Raw genomic sequence first — 15,286 nt, forward strand, 5'->3', positions numbered from 1 at the left:
GGCGTGACGACGCGACTCAGGGACACCACGATCGCCCCCGTTGTCCTGCGGGCCGGGGTGATCGTGTTGTTCCTGATCGCGCAGGCGGGTGCCGGGGCCGGGTTCGGCCTGTCGGGGGAGAGGCTCGCGGTCACGCTCCTGGCCTTCGCCGTCGCCGGGTTCCTCGCCGTGGCGATCCTGCCGTCGGCGACCGGGCCCTCGCCGCGCATGCCGCTCCTCGGGGTGCCGGTCAAGGTCGTGGCCCTCGGCCTGGCGGTGCTGCTCGCGCTCTGGCTGGAGACGGTGGCCGTCGACGGACCGGCCGTCGCGGTCCTGCTCTTCGGCGTGGGGACCGCCGCGGTCAGGTATCCCCTCGCCCGCTCGCTGCCGATCGGAGGGCTCGCGCTGGGCGGGCTGCTGGTGGCCGGGGCGGTGACCGGCGCCCTGGAGCGGGACCTCAGCCTGGCCTTCAGCCTCTGCATGGTCTTCATGATCGCCTACTCGATCAGGGAGCGCAGGGCCGCCAGGAGCGCGCAGGAGCGGGAGGCGGTGCTCGCCGAGCGCGCCCGTATCGCCAGGGAGATACACGACATCCTCGCCCACAGCCTGTCGGCGCAGATCGTGCACCTGGAGGGGGCCAGGATGCTGCTGCGCGCCGACCGGCCGGGAGAGGCCCTGGAGCGGGTCGAGCGCGCCGGTGACCTGGCCAGGAACGGGCTTGAGGAGGCACGAAGGGCCGTGTCCGCGCTGCGGGAGAACCAGCCGCCGCTGCCCGAGGCGCTGCGGAGGCTGGCCGAGGAGTTCCACGCCGCGACCGGGCAGGAGTGCGCCCTGCTGACGTCGGGCAGGCAGCGGCGGCTGCCACCGGAGACCGAGCTGGCGGTGATCCGCACCGCCCAGGAGGCGGTCACCAACGTGCGCCGGCACGCGCCCGGCTCCCCGGCGACCGTACGGCTCGGCTTCCACGGCGGCTCGTGCGAACTGGAGGTCACCAACCCCCTGGCGGACTCCCCGGGGACGCCCGGGGGAGGATACGGGATCGTGGGCATGCGGGAACGGGCCGAGCTTCTCGGCGGGACGCTGGAGTCGGGGGAGCGGGAGGGGATCTTCCTGGTCCGGCTGCGGGTGCCCGCGTGAGCGCCCGGGTGCTGGTGGCCGACGACCAGGCCGTGGTCCGCGAGGGGCTGGTCCTGCTGCTCGGCCTGCTGCCGGACGTCGAGGTGGTCGGCTCGGCCGGGGACGGGCTGGAGGCGCTGCGGCTGGTCGCGGAACTGCGCCCCGACGTGGTGCTGATGGACCTGCGGATGCCGAGGATGGACGGGGTCGAGGCGACCCGGGAGATCCGTGCCGCCTTCCCCGCGACCCAGGTCGTGGTGCTGACCACCTACGCGGACGACGAGTCGGTCTTCGCCGCGCTGCGCGCCGGGGCGCGCGGCTTCCTCACCAAGAGCGCGGGCGCGGAGGAGATCGGCAGGGCCGTCGCGGCGGTCGTCAACGGCGACGCCCAGCTCGACCCTGGCGTGCAGCGCCGCCTGCTCAACGCCGTGATGGGGGAGCCGTCCCCGCCGCCGGGCCGTACCCGGCCTGCGGAGCGGGAGCGGCAGGAGCGGCGGGGGCGGGGGCCGCTGCCCGACGGGCTGACCCCGCGTGAGGCGGAGGTGCTGCGCCTCATCGCCAGGGGACTGTCGAACGCCGAGATCGCCGCCGTCCTGTTCATCGGCGAGGCCACCGTCAAGACGCACATCAACAACCTGTTCGCCAAGGCCCGGCTGCGCGACCGGGTCCACGCCGTCACCTACGCCTACCGCGTCGGCCTGGCGGAGCCGGAGACCGGCGGGGCGTAGGGAACGCGTCAATAAACGGTGCGAAGGCGTATGGAACGCATCAAGGCGCGCAAAAACCCATAAATCCCGCGATTTCCTTGTCGCATGGCCGCCAAACGGCGGCCGGGAACGTATGCGCCAACAAGGAGTGAGGATGGCCGACGTCATCTTCGTCGCCCTGACGATCGCGATCTTCGCGGTCCTCGGGCTCGTCGTCAAGGCGGTGGAACGGCTGTGAGCGCCGTCAACGCCATCGGCCTGGTCGTGGCCGTCGTGCTGGCGGCCCTCATGGTCGCCGCCCTGTTGTTCCCGGAGCGCTTCTGATGTCACCGGCCCTGTCGGGGATCGTGTTCATCGCCTCCCTGATCGTCGCCCTCGCGGTGGTCCACCGCCCGCTCGGCGACTACATGTACCGCGTCTACACCGCCCCCGGGCACCTGGCCGCCGAGCGGGTGATCTACCGGCTGGCCGGGGTCCGCCCCGAGGCCGGGCAGCGCTGGAGCGCCTACGCCCGCGCCGTGCTCGCCTTCTCCGCGGTCTCGGTCCTGCTGCTGTACGGCCTGCAGCGCCTGCAGGAACGGCTGCCGCTGAGCCTGGGCATGCCCCCGGTCACCGGCCACGTCGCCTGGAACACCGCGGTCAGCTTCGTCACCAACACCAACTGGCAGGCCTACTCCGGCGAGTCCACCATGGGACACCTGGTGCAGATGGCCGGGCTCGCGGTGCAGAACTTCGTCTCGGCCGCGGTCGGCATGGCCGTGGCGATCGCCCTGGTCCGCGGCTTCGCCCGCGGCCGGAGCGAGGAACTGGGCAACTTCTGGGTCGATCTCGTACGCGGCTCGGTCCGCATCCTGCTGCCGATCGCCTTCGTCGGGGCGCTCGTGCTGGTCGCGGGCGGCCTGGTGCAGAACCTCGCCGCGCCGTACGAGGTGACCACCCTGACCGGCGGCACCCAGGCGATCACCGGTGGCCCGGTCGCCAGCCAGGAGATCATCAAGGAACTCGGCACCAACGGCGGCGGTTTCTACAACGCCAACTCCTCCCACCCCTTCGAGAACGCCACCGGCTGGACGAACTGGGTGGAGATCTTCGCGATCCTGCTGATCCCGTTCGCGCTGCCGCGCACCTTCGGCCGCCTGGTCGGCGACCGGCGGCAGGGATACGCGATCGTCGCGATCATGGCCACCCTCGCCGTCGTCAGCGTCGCGGTGCTGACCGGCCTGGAACTGGCCCACAACGGCACCGTCCCGCAGGCTGTCGGTGCCGCGACCGAGGGCAAGGAGGTGCGCTTCGGCGTCGCGAACTCCGCGACCTTCGCCGCGGCCACCACGCTCACCTCGACCGGCGCCGTCAACTCCTTCCACGACTCCTACACCGCGCTCGGCGGCATGGTCACGATGGTCAACATGATGCTGGGTGAGGTCGCGCCCGGCGGCGTCGGCTCCGGTCTGTACGGCATGCTGGTACTGGCCGTGATCACGGTGTTCGTCGCCGGGCTGATGGTCGGCCGCACCCCCGAGTACCTGGGCAAGCGGATCGGCGCCCGCGAGATCAAACTCGCCTCGATGTACTTCCTGGTCACCCCCGTCCTGGTGCTCGTCGGCACCGCGCTGGCGATGGGCTCGTCCGAACAGCGCGCGAGCATGCTCAACGGCGGGCCGCACGGCCTGTCGGAGGTGCTCTACGCCTTCACCAGCGCCTCGAACAACAACGGCTCGGCCTTCGGCGGCCTGACCGTCAGCACGCCGTGGTACGACACCGCGCTCGGGCTGTGCATGGCGTTCGGCCGGTTCCTGCCGATCGTGTTCGTGCTGGCCCTGGCCGGCTCCCTGGCCCGCCAGGACCCGGTTCCGGTCTCGGCGGGCACGCTGCCGACCCACCGGCCGCAGTTCGTCGGCATGGTCGTCGGCGTGACGGTCGTCCTGGTCGCGCTGACCTTCCTCCCCGCCCTGGCGCTCGGCCCGCTCGCAGAAGGAATCCGGTAGACGTGTCCACCCCAACGCTCCAGGCCCCGGCCCCGGGGAGCCCGCGCAAGGAGAGCCGGGTCGGCGGCGGCCTGCTCGACCCCGCCCAGCTGATCACCTCCCTTCCCGCCGCGTTCACGAAGCTCAACCCGGCCACGCTGTGGCGCAACCCCGTCATGTTCGTCGTCGAGGTCGGCGCGGTCTTCACCACCGCCCTCGCGATCCTCGACCCCTCGTTCTTCGCCTGGGCCGTCGTGGTCTGGCTCTGGCTGACCGTGCTCTTCGCCAACCTCGCCGAGGCCGTGGCCGAGGGCCGGGGCAAGGCGCAGGCCGCCACACTGCGCGCCGCCAAGCGCGACACCGTCGCCCGCAGGCTCAGGGACTGGCGGCCCGGCTCCGAGGAGCCCTCCTACGACCAGGTCGGCGCGCCCGAACTGCGGCAGGGCGACCATGTGGTCGTCGAGGCGGGGGAGATCATCCCCGGCGACGGTGACGTGGTCGAGGGCATCGCCAGCGTGGACGAGTCGGCCATCACCGGCGAGTCAGCGCCCGTCATCCGCGAGTCCGGCGGCGACCGCTCCGCCGTCACCGGCGGCACCAAGGTCCTCTCCGACCGGATCGTCGTACGGATCACCCAGAAGCCCGGGGAGAGCTTCATCGACCGGATGATCGCCCTGGTCGAGGGCGCCGACCGGCAGAAGACCCCCAACGAGATCGCCCTCAACATCCTGCTGGCCGCGCTGACCGTCATCTTCCTGACCGCGACCGTCACCATGCAGCCCCTGGCCATCTACTCCAAGGCCGTCAACCCCGGGGTCCCCGACTCGCTCGCCCTGACCGCCGACGGCGTCAGCGGGATCGTGCTCGCGGCCCTGCTGGTCTGCCTCATCCCCACCACGATCGGCGCCCTGCTGTCGGCGATCGGCATCGCGGGCATGGACCGGCTCGTGCAGCGCAACGTGCTGGCCATGAGCGGCCGCGCGGTCGAGGCCGCGGGGGACGTCTCCACGCTGCTGCTGGACAAGACCGGCACCATCACGCTCGGCAACCGGCAGGCCGCCGAGTTCGTCCCGGCGCCCGGCGTCTCCGCCGAGGAACTGGCCGAGGCGGCCCAGCTGTCCAGCCTCGCCGACGAGACCCCGGAGGGCCGCTCCATCGTCGTGTTCGCCAAACAGGCCTACGGCCTGCGTGAACGCGCCCCCGGTGAGCTGGCCCACGCCGAGTGGGTGCCCTTCACCGCCCAGACCCGCATGTCCGGGGTCGGGGTGGACGGCCGCCAGGTCCGCAAGGGCGCGGCGACCGCGGTGATGAAGTGGGTGCGCGACCACGGCGGCCACCCGACCGGCGAGGTCGGCGCGATCGTGGACGCCGTCTCCGCCTCCGGAGGCACCCCGCTGGTCGTCGGCGAGATCACGGGCGGCCCCGGTGGCACCGCCAGGGTGCTCGGCGTGATCCACCTCAAGGACGTCGTCAAACAGGGCATGCGCGAACGGTTCGACGAGATGCGCAGGATGGGCATCCGCACCGTCATGATCACCGGCGACAACCCGCTGACCGCCAGGGCCATCGCCGACGAGGCCGGGGTCGACGACTTCCTGGCCGAGGCCACCCCGGAGGACAAACTCGCGCTGATCCGCAAGGAACAGCAGGGCGGGCGGCTGGTCGCGATGACCGGCGACGGCACCAACGACGCCCCCGCCCTCGCCCAGGCCGACGTCGGGGTGGCCATGAACACCGGCACCTCCGCCGCCAAGGAGGCCGGGAACATGGTCGACCTGGACTCCAACCCCACCAAGCTCATCGAGATCGTGGAGATCGGCAAGCAGCTGCTCATCACCCGGGGCGCGCTGACCACCTTCTCCATCGCCAACGACGTCGCCAAGTACTTCGCGATCATCCCGGCGATGTTCGCCGCCGTCTACCCGGGCCTGGACGCGCTCAACGTCATGCGGCTGGCCGGCCCGCAGTCGGCGATCCTGTCGGCGGTGGTGTTCAACGCGATCGTCATCGTCGCGCTCATCCCGCTGGCCCTGCGCGGGGTGCGCTACCGCCCGGCCAGCGCCTCCAGGCTGCTCAGCCGCAACCTGTACGTCTACGGCCTCGGCGGCGTCGTCGCGCCGTTCGCCGGAATCAAAGTCATCGACCTGCTCATCCAGTTCCTTCCAGGGATGTCTTAAATGGAACGCCTGCCCGGCTGGCTCAGCCGTCACCTCGCCGCGCTGCGCGCGCTGCTCGTCCTCACCCTGCTCCTCGGGCTGGCCTACCCCCTTCTCGTCACCGGAGTCGCCCAGGCCGTGTTCGGCCACCAGGCCGACGGATCCCCCGTCCAGAAGGACGGCAAGGACGTCGGCAGCGAGCTGATCGGCCAGAACTTCACCGGCAAGGACGGAACCCCCGTCGGGAAGTACTTCCAGAGCCGTCCCTCGGCGGCGGGCGACGGCTACGACCCGCTGGCCAGCGGTGCGAGCAACCTGGGCCCCGAGGACGTCCTGGACGTCCTCCCCGTACCGGGTGACGCCGGTAGGCCGTCCCTGCTGACGCGGGTCTGCGCCCGCTCCAGGGCGGTCGGGGAGCTGGAGGGCGTCAGCGGCGCCAGGCCGTACTGCACGCCGGACGGGGTCGGCGCGGTGCTGAAGGTCTTCCCCACGACCGGCACCCCCCAGCGGGTGGTCAGCGCCAACCAGGCCTGCCCCGTCACGCCGTTCCTCACCGCCTACCAGGGCGTCAGGGTCACCTGCGCCAAGCCGGGGGAGGACCTGTCGGCGGGCCGTACGGTCCCGGTCCGCGGCACGGGGGTCGCGGTCGTGCCCGCCGACGCCGTCACCGCGAGCGGCTCAGGGCTCGACCCGCACATCTCCGTGGCCTACGCCGAACTCCAGGCCCCCCGGGTGGCCAGGGAACGCGGCCTGGGCGTGGCGCGGGTCAGGGAACTGATCAGGGAGCACACGACCGGCAGGCCCCTGGGCTTCATGGGCGAGGCGGCGGTCGACGTCCTGGAACTCAACCTCGCCCTCGACAGGGGATGATCGTAGGAAGAGGCGAGAGGAGATGAGCGGGCGATGAACGGGGCGCGCGGGAAACTGCGGATCTACCTGGGCGCGGCCCCCGGCGTCGGCAAGACCTACGCGATGCTCGACGAGGGGCACCGGCGCCTGGGACGCGGCACGGACGTGGTCGTGGGGCTCGTCGAGACCCACGACCGGCCCCGCACCGCGGCGCTGCTCGACGGCCTTGAGACCGTCCCCCGCGCGACCCTGGTCCACCGGGGGGCGAGCTTCACCGAGCTGGACGTGGACGCCGTCATCGCCCGCAAACCGAAACTGGTGCTGATCGACGAGCTGGCGCACACCAACGTGCCCGGCTCGCGCAACGCCAAGCGCTGGCAGGACGTCGAGGAGATCCTGGACGCGGGGATCGACGTCATCTCCACCGTCAACATCCAGCACCTGGAGTCGCTCAACGACGTCGTCCAGGAGATCACCGGCGTTCCGCAGCGCGAGACCGTCCCCGACGAGGTGGTACGGCAGGCCGACGCCGTACAGCTGGTGGACATGGCGCCGGACGCGCTGCGCCGCAGGATGGCCCACGGCAACATCTACCTTCCGGAGAAGGTGGACGCGGCCCTGTCGAACTACTTCAGGGTCGGCAACCTCACCGCGCTGCGGGAGCTGGCGCTGCTGTGGGTCGCGGGCAAGGTCGACGACCAGCTCGACCGCTACCGCGCCGAACACGGCATCGCCGGGACCTGGGAGGCGCGCGAACGCGTCGTGGTCGCGCTGACCGGCGGCCCCGAGGGCGACACCCTGGTACGGCGGGCCGCCAGGATCGCCGCCAGGACCAAGGGCGCCGATCTGCTGGCCGTCCACGTCACCCGTTCCGACGGGCTGAACGGCACCGACCCGGCGCACCTGGCCCGCCAGCGCGCCCTGGTGGAGAGCCTGGGCGGCACCTACCACCAGGTGGTCGGCGACAGCGTCCCGCGCGCGCTGCTCGACTTCGCCGGCGGGGTCAACGCCACCCAGCTCGTGCTCGGCGCCTCCCGCAGGGGACGTTTCGCGCAGCTTTTCTCCCGGGGGGTCGGGGTCACGACCACCGCCATGTCCGGCTCCATCGACGTCCACATGATCACGCACGGCGAGGTGGGCAGAGGAGCCGGGCGCGACCGGCCGAGGGCGGCGCTCACCCGAGGACGCAGGATCGCGGGCTGGGCCATGGCGCTGCTGGGCATCCCGGCGATCACCGCGCTGCTCGCCCCGCTCAGGGACGGCCTGAAGCTGTCGAGCGCGATCCTGATATTCCTGCTCATGGTGGTCTGCGTCGCCCTCGCCGGAGGGATGTGGCCCGCGGTCACCGCGGCCGTCGCCGGGTTCATGCTGCTCAACTACTACTTCACCCCGCCGGTCGACCGGTTCACCATCGCCGACCCGGAGAACATCTTCGCGCTCAGCGTCTACGTGCTGGTCGCCGTCATGGTCAGCGCGGTGGTCGACCTGGCCGCCAGACGGACCAGGGAGGCGGCCAGGGCGAGCGCGGACGCCGAGGTGCTGTCCACCCTGGCGGGACACGTGCTCAGAGGGGAGGCGGCGCTGGCTTCCCTGCTGGCGCGGCTGCGCGAGACCTTCGGGCTGACCTCCGTCACGCTGCTCGAACGCACCGGCGAGCCCGCCCCCGACGACCGCTCCGAGCCCGCGGCGTGGCGGATCGCGGCCACCTCGGGAGGGCCGCCCTGCGCCACCCCCGGCGCCGCCGACACCGACGTGGTGATCGACCGCGACCTGGTGCTCGCCGCGCGCGGCAGGCTGCTCGACGCGGCCGACCGCAGGGTCCTGGAGGCCTTCGCCGCGGAGGCGGCCGTCGCCCTGCGCCAGGAGCGGCTGCGGCGTGAGGCGGACCTGGCCGGGCCGCTGGCCGAGGCCGACAGGATGCGCACCGCGCTGCTCGCCGCCGTCAGCCACGACCTGCGCACCCCCCTGGCCTCGGCCAGGATCGCGGTCGACAGCCTGCGCAGCACCGAGATCGACTGGAGCGAGACGGACCGGCGGGAACTGCTGGCCACCGCGGACGAGTCGCTGGTCAAGCTCGACCGGCTGGTCGCCAACCTGCTCGACATGAGCCGCCTGCAGGCGGGGGTGCTCGGACTGGCCCTCGAACCCGTCGCGGTGGGGGAGGTCGTCCCGCGCTCCGTCGACGACCTCGGGCCGCTCGGCGAGCGTGTCGAGGGCGACATCCCGCCCGGCCTGCCCGAGGTCGTCGCCGACCCGGCCCTGGTCGAGCGGATCCTGGTCAACGTGATGTCCAACGCGGTGCGTTACACCCCGGGAGACCACAAGGTCCTGGTCACCGCCAGCTCCTACGGCGACAGCGTCGAGGTCCGCGTCATCGACCGGGGCCCCGGCGTGCCGAGGGAGGCGCACGACCGGATCTTCATGCCCTTCCAGCGTCTGGGCGACCGCGACAACCACACCGGTGTCGGCCTCGGCCTCGCCCTCTCCAGAGGGCTGGCCGAGGCGATGGGCGGGACGCTCACGCCGGAGGAGACACCAGGGGGAGGCCTCACCATGATCCTGAAGCTGCCCATCGCCCCCGAGGAGCGGACATGACCCGCGTCCTCGTCGTCGACGACGAACCGCAGATCCTGCGCGCGCTGCGCATCAACCTCCTGGCCAGGCACTTCGAGGTCGCGGTCGCCGACGGCGGCGGCGCCGCCCTGCGCGAGGCCGCCGACTGGCACCCCGACCTCGTCGTCCTGGACCTCGGGCTGCCGGACATCGACGGGATCGACGTCATCCACGGGCTGCGCGGCTGGACCAAGGTGCCGATCATCGTGCTGTCGGGACGGGCGGGCAACCAGGACAAGGTCGAGGCCCTGGACGCCGGGGCCGACGACTACGTCACCAAGCCGTTCAACATCGACGAACTGCTGGCCCGCATCAGGGCCGTCACGCGCAGGACCACCGTCCACGAGGCCGAACTCGCCCGCGTCGAGGTCGGCGCGCACGTGGTCGACCTGGCGGGCAAGACGATCTCCGGAGGGGTACGGCTGACGCCGACCGAGTGGCAGTTGCTGGAGATCCTGCTGCGCAACCCGGGCAAACTCATCAGCCAGCGCCAGCTGCTGACCGAGGTCTGGGGCGCCGCCTACGTCAGGGAGACCCACTACCTGCGCCAGTACATGGCCCAGATCCGCAGGAAACTGGAGCCCGACCCGGCCCGCCCGGTCCACCTGCTCACCGAACCCGGCATGGGCTACCGCTTCCAGCCCTGAACGAACCCCGTCCTGGAAGGGCGGGCGACGGGACAGCACCGTAATCCTGAAAAATCAGGAAAAGGCGGCTCATGCCGTGCGGGGGCGTGCGATGGCCGTCATCAGCAGGCCGCCGGACACCAGCCACCGGCCGTCGAACCCCGTCAGCGGGCGCCCCTCGACCAGCGGGCCCTCGACGAGGATGCGGGCGCTGAAGACGCCCGAAGGGTCGAAGGTGACGTGGGCCTCCTCGAAGCCGAGCCAGCGCCGGGCCAGGGGGTACCAGGCCTTGTAGACGCTCTCCTTGGCGCTGAACAGCAGCCGGTCCCAGTGCACGTCCCCGCCGAGCAGTTCGAGCTCCTTGCGTTCGCCCTCCGAGGAGACGGCCCTGAGCACGTCCTCGGGGAGCGGCTCGTGGGGCTCGGCGTCGATGCCGACGGTCAGGGCCTCAAGAGAGACGGCGGCGGCGCGGTAGCCCGCGCAGTGGGTGATGGCGCCCGTCACCCCGCCGGGCCACGTGGGTGCCCCGCGCTCGCCGGGCAGGATCGGCACGGGCGGCAGTCCGAGATCGGCCAGCGCCCGCCTGGCGCAGTGGCGCGCGGTGGTGAACTCGATCCGCCGTTTGCCGACCGCGCGGGCGATGACGGCCTCCTCCTCGGGGAACAGCGTGGCCTCGGGCGGGTCGTCGAAGGCCTCGGCGCTCGCCACCCAGGACGGCAGAATCCTGTCGATCACGAGGCCGCCCCGGGGGAGGACAGGATCAGGCGCGGCCTGCCGGGCGGGGTCGGCCGGGGCCGCCACTCACGGGGATAGCCGAGGGAGACCTCCTCGAAGCGCACGCCGTCGTGCCAGGTCGTCCTGGGGATGTGCAGATGGCCGTAGACGACCGCGGCGGCGTCGAAACGCAGGTGCCAGTCGGCGGTCAGCTCGGTGCCGCACCAGATCGCGAACTCCTGGTGCCGCAGGATCCTGGTCGGCTCACGGACCAGCGGATAGTGGTTGACGAGCACGGTGGGCACGCCCTCGGGGCGTCCGGCGAGCCTGCGTTCGGTCTCGGCGATCCTGGCCCGGCACCAGGCGGCACGGGAGGGGTACGGGTCGGGGTGCAGGAACATCTCGTCGGTGCACACCACCCCCTTCTCGTACGCCAGGGCCAGCGCCTCCTCCTCGGTCGCCGCGCCGGGCACCCGGAAGGTGTAGTCGTAGAGCACGAACAGCGGGGCGACGGCCACCGGCCCGCCGGGCCCCTCCCACACCGGGTAGGGGTCCTCGGGGGTCACCACCCCCAGGTTCCGGCAGACCTTCACCAGGTGCCGGTAGCGTTCCTCGCCGCGCAGCTGGACGGGGTCGCTGGGATGGGTCCACAGCTCGTGGTTGCCCGGCGCCCACACGACCTTCGCGAAGCGCTCGGAGAGCAGGCGCAGTGCCCACTCGACGTCGGCGACCGCCTCGGATACGTCCCCGGCGACCAGCAGCCAGTCGGAGGGGGAGTCCGGCCGCAGCCCCTCGACGATCCTCCGGTTCTCCTGGTATCCGATGTGCAGGTCGCTGATGGCCAGCAGCGAGGTCATGCTTGCACCGTCCTCGGTGGTTCAGAGGTCTCCCGGGCCACGGCGGCCCGGGGGTCGTCCGCCGGGGCGGGCCCACGCGGCCGCGCCGTACGGCGTCGCCGCCTCCGTCCCCGTCCGCCCCGATGCCAGGAAGATATCCGGAACCCCCGCGATCACCAAGAGGGTGGGTTCGGGGAGCCACGGCCGTACGGCACGGGCGGGTCAGGGCGGGCGCCGGTCCCCGGAGAGGGTGAGGGCGCGTTCCAGCAGGCCGAGCAGCCGGGTGTGCTCCCGGCCGCCGCGCTGTTCCGGGGGAAAGGTGTTCAGCGCGGCCCGCAGCCAGCAGGCGGCGACCCCCGGAGCCGACTCCATGACCGCCGCGGCGGCCTCGCCCAGGGCCGTCAGGTGCTCGTGATCCGTACACGCGGGCGTGGGTCTCGCGGCGATGCCCCGGCCCGTCCCCTCGTGGGGCGAGCCCGACCGCGGCCGCGCCCGTCCTCCGTGCGCGGTTCTCTCACATGTGGTTCTCTCACGCGCGGTGCGGACCCGCTTCCACCGGACCGCCGACTTGTCGCCCGCCACGCCATCACCCGACCAGACCGACTCCATAATGTCAATATTACCTACCGATTTATAGGGTATATCTGCGACGTGTGACTTCGGGAGCGGGAGGCCGGTGGCGGCATGCCCATGATCAGACCTTTACCCCGGTTTGCAGCGCCGGAGGTGTCGGCGTCTCGGACACGCGTCGTAGCCTGACGACTACCGCGGACAACGGAGCGTTCACCCATGCCAGTGACATCGACCATGCATCCGGCTGTCGGCGCGGCCTTCCTCAGACGCGACCGCGCGGGCCGGGCACTCGCGGCGGACGCCGAACGCGTCGCCCTGGCCTGCCGTGAGATGGCGTCGCGGTTCCGCAGGGGCGGAAAGCTGATCGTCTTCGGCAACGGCGGCTGCGGCACGGACGCGGCCCACATCACCGCCGAGTTCATGCACCCGGTCATCGTCGGCAGACGGACGCTTCCCGCGCTGGCGCTGAGCAACGACTGCGCGACCGTCACCGGGGTGAGCGGAAGGGAGGGCCTCGCCGAGGCCTTCGCCCACCAGGTGCGCCGCTGGGCGGACCCGGCCGACATGGCGCTGGGGATCTCCCGCGACGGCCGCTGCGAGAACGTGCTGCGCGGTCTGGAGACGGCGGGGGAACTGGGCCTGCTGACCGTCGCGCTCACCGGGGGCGACGGCGGGATCACGGCCGGGCGGGGCGTTGCCGACCATCTGCTGGCGGTCGACTCCGACGACCCCGCCGTGGTCAAGGAGGTCCACGTGACCCTCTGCCACCTGCTGTGGGAACTGGTCCACGTGTTCTTCGAGAAGGCGGGACCCGTGGGCGAGGGAGCGCGATGAGCACGCTTGAGGATCCCGCCGCCGGGGCGGTGCCCGCCCTCTACCCCTTTCCCGCCCCGGGACGGCGGATCGCCGCCCCCGCACGATCCGACTCCGCCGCGGCGCTGGCCGAGGCCCGCAGGTCGGCCGAGGAGAAGGCGGCCGAGATCGTACGGCTGCGCTGGCAGGTCGCCGAGGTCGCGGGCGACGAACTGGCCGAGTGCGCCCAGGAGATGGCCATCAGGTTCGCCGCGGGAGGCAGGCTGTTCGCCTTCGGCAACGGTGGCGGCAGCGCCGACGCCCAGCAGGTCGCGACCGCCTTCCTGCACCCGGCCTACGGCCTGTCGCTGCCCGCCCTCAGCCTGACCGGCGACGTCGCCGTGGTCACCGCGCTCTCGAACGACGTGGGCTTCGAGGCCGTCTTCGCGCGTCAGCTGGCCACGCTCGGAAGGCGCGGCGACATCGCCCTCGGCCTGTCCACGAGCGGCGGCTCCTTCAACGTCCTGCGGGCCCTGGAGGAGGCCGCGCACCAGGGCATGCTCACCATCGGCCTGGCCGGGGACCAGGGCGGCAGGATGGCCGGGCTCGGCCTGCTCGACTATCTCTTCGTCATCCCGTCGTCGTCGGCGCACCGAGTCCAGGAGGCCCAGGCGACGGTCTACCACGTGCTGTGGGAACTCACCCAGCGAGCGCTCGGGGTGAACCCGCCGGGCACGGGCTGAGGGCGGGCGACGACAGGACAGAGACACAGGACAGAGACACAGGACGGTGGCACAGCGGCGACGGGGTATCGGCGGGCGACGGGCGCGAGGTGGCGGGAGGCGGCATGACGGCGTGGACCGGAGACGGGATCCCCTCCGGCGTGCCCGCGCGGATCGCCCGCAGGGTCGCCGACGCCGTGCTGTACCGGGACCGATCGCCCGCGGCCCCGGGGGAGCGGCCGGGAACGCTGGTGCCGCCGGGACGTCCCGAGGAGGAGGGCACCTCGTGGAGCATGACCGAGTGCCTGCTCGAACGGGCGCAGGACGCCTCGGTCCACCTGTGCCTGCGCTTCCTGCACCTCAGGAGGTGCGGTGTCGAGCGCACCCGGCCGGAGTCCGGAGAGGGGACCTTCCTGTCCTACGACGAGGCGACCGAGCGCGAGATCGGAGTGTCCTTCCCGCTGGCCGTACTGCTCGGCGGGGAGCGGACGACGGAGGTGAACGTCCCCGGGGACCGCTTCACCGAGCAGATCCGCGGCCCCCGCGGCGGACCGGAGGGGCGGGTGGTCTGCGAGCACCTGCCGTTGGACGCGGCCCTCACGATGAGCGCCGAACGCCTGGCCGGGCCGTGCGGGCTCATCCGGTTGCGTGTCGTGGCGCGCAACACCGCGCTCCTGATCGGGCGGGGGGTCTCGGGCGAGTACGCGCTGCGGCGGTCGCTGCTTTCGGCGCACCTGATCGTCGAGACGGACGGCGGGGGCTTCGTCTCGCTCGCCGATCCCCCCGAATGGGCCGGGCCGTTCGCCCGTGCCTGCCGCAACGAGCACACCTGGCCCGCGCTGGTCGGTGAGCCGGGGCACCGTGACGCGGTGCTTTCTTCGCCCGTGGTCCTGCCCGACCACCCGGACGACCCCGCGCAGGCGGGGGATGAGGAGGCCATCGCGTGAGGAGCTTCGCCATGGGAGGAGGACTGCCGCGACGGCCGCTGACCGCGGTGACGACAGCGGCGACGACGGTGGTGACGAGGGCGCTGGTGACGGGAGCCGGCTGGGTGGTCTACCGGGTCCTGCCCCGTCTCGGGCGCCGGGGCGGCCGCCCGGAGAACGGTGGGACGTGACACTCCGCGCGGCGGGAAGCCGCTGAGGAACAGGACAAACCGGGAACGAGGGAATCGGGCATGCACGAGTTCGGGGTCGCGGAGGCGATCCTCATCGCGGTCGAGGAACGCGCGGAGGGCCGGAGGGTGGGCCGGGCCAGGGTGCACGCGGGCGCCCTGCTCCGGGTGACGGAGCCGGAGATCAACCACGCCTTCGCCAAGGTCGCGGAGGGCTCGCTGGCCGAGGGGGCGAAGGTGGAGCTGCTCATCGTCCCCGCCCAGCTCATCTGCCGCAGGTGCGGCCAGACCGCGGCGGCGTTCGTCCCGCGCTCCGTCTGCGTCGAGTGCGACGGCACCGACGTCGAGACCGTGGGCGGCGACGACCTCTTCCTCGATTCCGTCCAGTTCCTGGAGTCCGCCCAGGCCGCCGGGCCCGTGGACGTGCCGGAGCACGCTTGACCACACCAGGGCGTTTTATGGCCTTTTTTGCGACTTCTTGCGTGATGGGGTGATTTATTAGCACGGAGCCCGGGGATGGATCGT

General features: G+C 72.2%; 16 protein-coding genes. 13 read left to right on the forward strand and 3 right to left on the reverse strand.

From position 1 onward, the window contains the following. Positions 1–3: 3 nt before the first annotated feature. The 8 genes from ABZ463_RS02445 to ABZ463_RS02480 all read left to right on the forward strand — a co-directional run bounded on the left by ABZ463_RS02445 (position 4) and on the right by ABZ463_RS02480 (position 10,031). Entirely contained in the window at positions 4–1,116 is a 1,113-nt protein-coding gene (locus tag ABZ463_RS02445) for a sensor histidine kinase (RefSeq protein ID WP_362772145.1), read from the forward strand. After that, the gene (locus ABZ463_RS02450) at positions 1,113–1,823 is read left to right on the forward strand and encodes a response regulator transcription factor (RefSeq protein ID WP_352012617.1); all 711 of its coding nucleotides are present in this window, start codon (positions 1,113–1,115) and stop codon (positions 1,821–1,823) included. The genes ABZ463_RS02445 and ABZ463_RS02450 overlap by 4 nt, the downstream gene beginning before the upstream one ends. 213 nt (positions 1,824–2,036) lie before the next feature. After that, positions 2,037–2,126 carry a K(+)-transporting ATPase subunit F gene (locus ABZ463_RS02455; RefSeq protein ID WP_352012616.1) on the forward strand — a complete coding sequence of 30 codons (90 nt, stop codon included), beginning with the start codon at positions 2,037–2,039 and terminating at the stop codon, positions 2,124–2,126. Further along, a complete protein-coding gene (kdpA, locus tag ABZ463_RS02460; protein WP_352012615.1) occupies positions 2,126–3,787 on the forward strand; it encodes a potassium-transporting ATPase subunit KdpA in 1,662 nt (553 codons plus the stop codon). The genes ABZ463_RS02455 and kdpA overlap by 1 nt, the downstream gene beginning before the upstream one ends. A 2-nt stretch (positions 3,788–3,789) precedes the next feature. Then, a complete protein-coding gene (gene kdpB, locus ABZ463_RS02465; protein ID WP_362772148.1) occupies positions 3,790–5,943 on the forward strand; it encodes a potassium-transporting ATPase subunit KdpB in 2,154 nt (717 codons plus the stop codon). After that, on the forward strand, positions 5,944–6,792 hold the full coding sequence (locus ABZ463_RS02470) for a potassium-transporting ATPase subunit C (RefSeq protein ID WP_362772150.1): 849 nt from the start codon (positions 5,944–5,946) through the stop codon (positions 6,790–6,792). A 33-nt stretch (positions 6,793–6,825) separates the two neighbouring features. Beyond that, complete coding sequence (locus tag ABZ463_RS02475) at positions 6,826–9,366, forward strand: sensor histidine kinase KdpD (RefSeq protein ID WP_362772152.1); 2,541 nt, start codon at positions 6,826–6,828, stop codon at positions 9,364–9,366. After that, positions 9,363–10,031: a response regulator gene (locus ABZ463_RS02480; protein WP_352012611.1), complete on the forward strand. Its 669-nt coding sequence runs from the start codon at positions 9,363–9,365 to the stop codon at positions 10,029–10,031. Before ABZ463_RS02475 ends, ABZ463_RS02480 begins: the two co-directional genes overlap by 4 nt. 69 nt (positions 10,032–10,100) lie before the next feature. Here ABZ463_RS02480 and ABZ463_RS02485 read toward each other — a convergent pair whose 3' ends face one another. The 3 genes from ABZ463_RS02485 to ABZ463_RS02495 all read right to left on the reverse strand — a co-directional run bounded on the left by ABZ463_RS02485 (position 10,101) and on the right by ABZ463_RS02495 (position 12,169). Further along, entirely contained in the window at positions 10,101–10,745 is a 645-nt protein-coding gene (locus tag ABZ463_RS02485; protein ID WP_362772154.1) for a 4'-phosphopantetheinyl transferase superfamily protein, read from the reverse strand. Further along, positions 10,742–11,581, reverse strand: a complete 840-nt coding sequence (locus ABZ463_RS02490) for a metallophosphoesterase (protein ID WP_362772156.1) — start codon at positions 11,579–11,581, stop codon at positions 10,742–10,744. Before ABZ463_RS02490 ends, ABZ463_RS02485 begins: the two co-directional genes overlap by 4 nt. Before the next feature lie 201 nt (positions 11,582–11,782). Continuing rightward, a complete protein-coding gene (locus tag ABZ463_RS02495) occupies positions 11,783–12,169 on the reverse strand; it encodes a hypothetical protein (RefSeq protein WP_362772158.1) in 387 nt (128 codons plus the stop codon). Positions 12,170–12,349: 180 nt separating this feature from the next. Between ABZ463_RS02495 and ABZ463_RS02500 the strand changes: the two genes are divergently transcribed. The 5 genes from ABZ463_RS02500 to ABZ463_RS02520 all read left to right on the forward strand — a co-directional run bounded on the left by ABZ463_RS02500 (position 12,350) and on the right by ABZ463_RS02520 (position 15,202). Further along, the gene (locus ABZ463_RS02500; protein WP_362772160.1) at positions 12,350–12,967 is read left to right on the forward strand and encodes an SIS domain-containing protein; all 618 of its coding nucleotides are present in this window, start codon (positions 12,350–12,352) and stop codon (positions 12,965–12,967) included. After that, on the forward strand, positions 12,964–13,668 hold the full coding sequence (locus tag ABZ463_RS02505) for an SIS domain-containing protein (RefSeq protein ID WP_362772162.1): 705 nt from the start codon (positions 12,964–12,966) through the stop codon (positions 13,666–13,668). The genes ABZ463_RS02500 and ABZ463_RS02505 overlap by 4 nt, the downstream gene beginning before the upstream one ends. Positions 13,669–13,772: 104 nt before the next feature. Next, positions 13,773–14,594, forward strand: a complete 822-nt coding sequence (locus ABZ463_RS02510) for a hypothetical protein (protein WP_352012605.1) — start codon at positions 13,773–13,775, stop codon at positions 14,592–14,594. Next, positions 14,591–14,764 (forward strand): hypothetical protein, encoded by a 174-nt coding sequence (locus ABZ463_RS02515; protein ID WP_352012604.1) that lies wholly within the window; start codon positions 14,591–14,593, stop codon positions 14,762–14,764. The genes ABZ463_RS02510 and ABZ463_RS02515 overlap by 4 nt, the downstream gene beginning before the upstream one ends. 60 nt (positions 14,765–14,824) lie before the next feature. Then, positions 14,825–15,202: a hydrogenase maturation nickel metallochaperone HypA gene (locus ABZ463_RS02520; RefSeq protein ID WP_352012603.1), complete on the forward strand. Its 378-nt coding sequence runs from the start codon at positions 14,825–14,827 to the stop codon at positions 15,200–15,202. The last annotated feature ends 84 nt before the right edge of the window (positions 15,203–15,286 follow it).

Origin of the sequence: Streptosporangium sp. NPDC020145 (assembly GCF_040631275.1) — a bacterium.
Taxonomy (GTDB): domain Bacteria; phylum Actinomycetota; class Actinomycetes; order Streptosporangiales; family Streptosporangiaceae; genus Streptosporangium.

Bases quoted from the DNA above. Each gene is read 5' to 3' on its own strand.
- kdpA (WP_352012615.1), top strand. From the start codon at position 2,126: ATGTCACCGGCCCTGTCGGGGATCGTGTTCATCGCCTCCCTGATCGTC.
- ABZ463_RS02470 (WP_362772150.1), top strand. From the start codon at position 5,944: ATGGAACGCCTGCCCGGCTGGCTCAGCCGTCACCTCGCCGCGCTGCGC.
- ABZ463_RS02475 (WP_362772152.1), top strand. From the start codon at position 6,826: ATGAACGGGGCGCGCGGGAAACTGCGGATCTACCTGGGCGCGGCCCCC.
- ABZ463_RS02480 (WP_352012611.1), top strand. From the start codon at position 9,363: ATGACCCGCGTCCTCGTCGTCGACGACGAACCGCAGATCCTGCGCGCG.
- ABZ463_RS02490 (WP_362772156.1), bottom strand. From the start codon at position 11,581: ATGACCTCGCTGCTGGCCATCAGCGACCTGCACATCGGATACCAGGAG.
- ABZ463_RS02495 (WP_362772158.1), bottom strand. From the start codon at position 12,169: ATGGAGTCGGTCTGGTCGGGTGATGGCGTGGCGGGCGACAAGTCGGCG.
- ABZ463_RS02500 (WP_362772160.1), top strand. From the start codon at position 12,350: ATGCCAGTGACATCGACCATGCATCCGGCTGTCGGCGCGGCCTTCCTC.
- ABZ463_RS02505 (WP_362772162.1), top strand. From the start codon at position 12,964: ATGAGCACGCTTGAGGATCCCGCCGCCGGGGCGGTGCCCGCCCTCTAC.
- ABZ463_RS02510 (WP_352012605.1), top strand. From the start codon at position 13,773: ATGACGGCGTGGACCGGAGACGGGATCCCCTCCGGCGTGCCCGCGCGG.
- ABZ463_RS02520 (WP_352012603.1), top strand. From the start codon at position 14,825: ATGCACGAGTTCGGGGTCGCGGAGGCGATCCTCATCGCGGTCGAGGAA.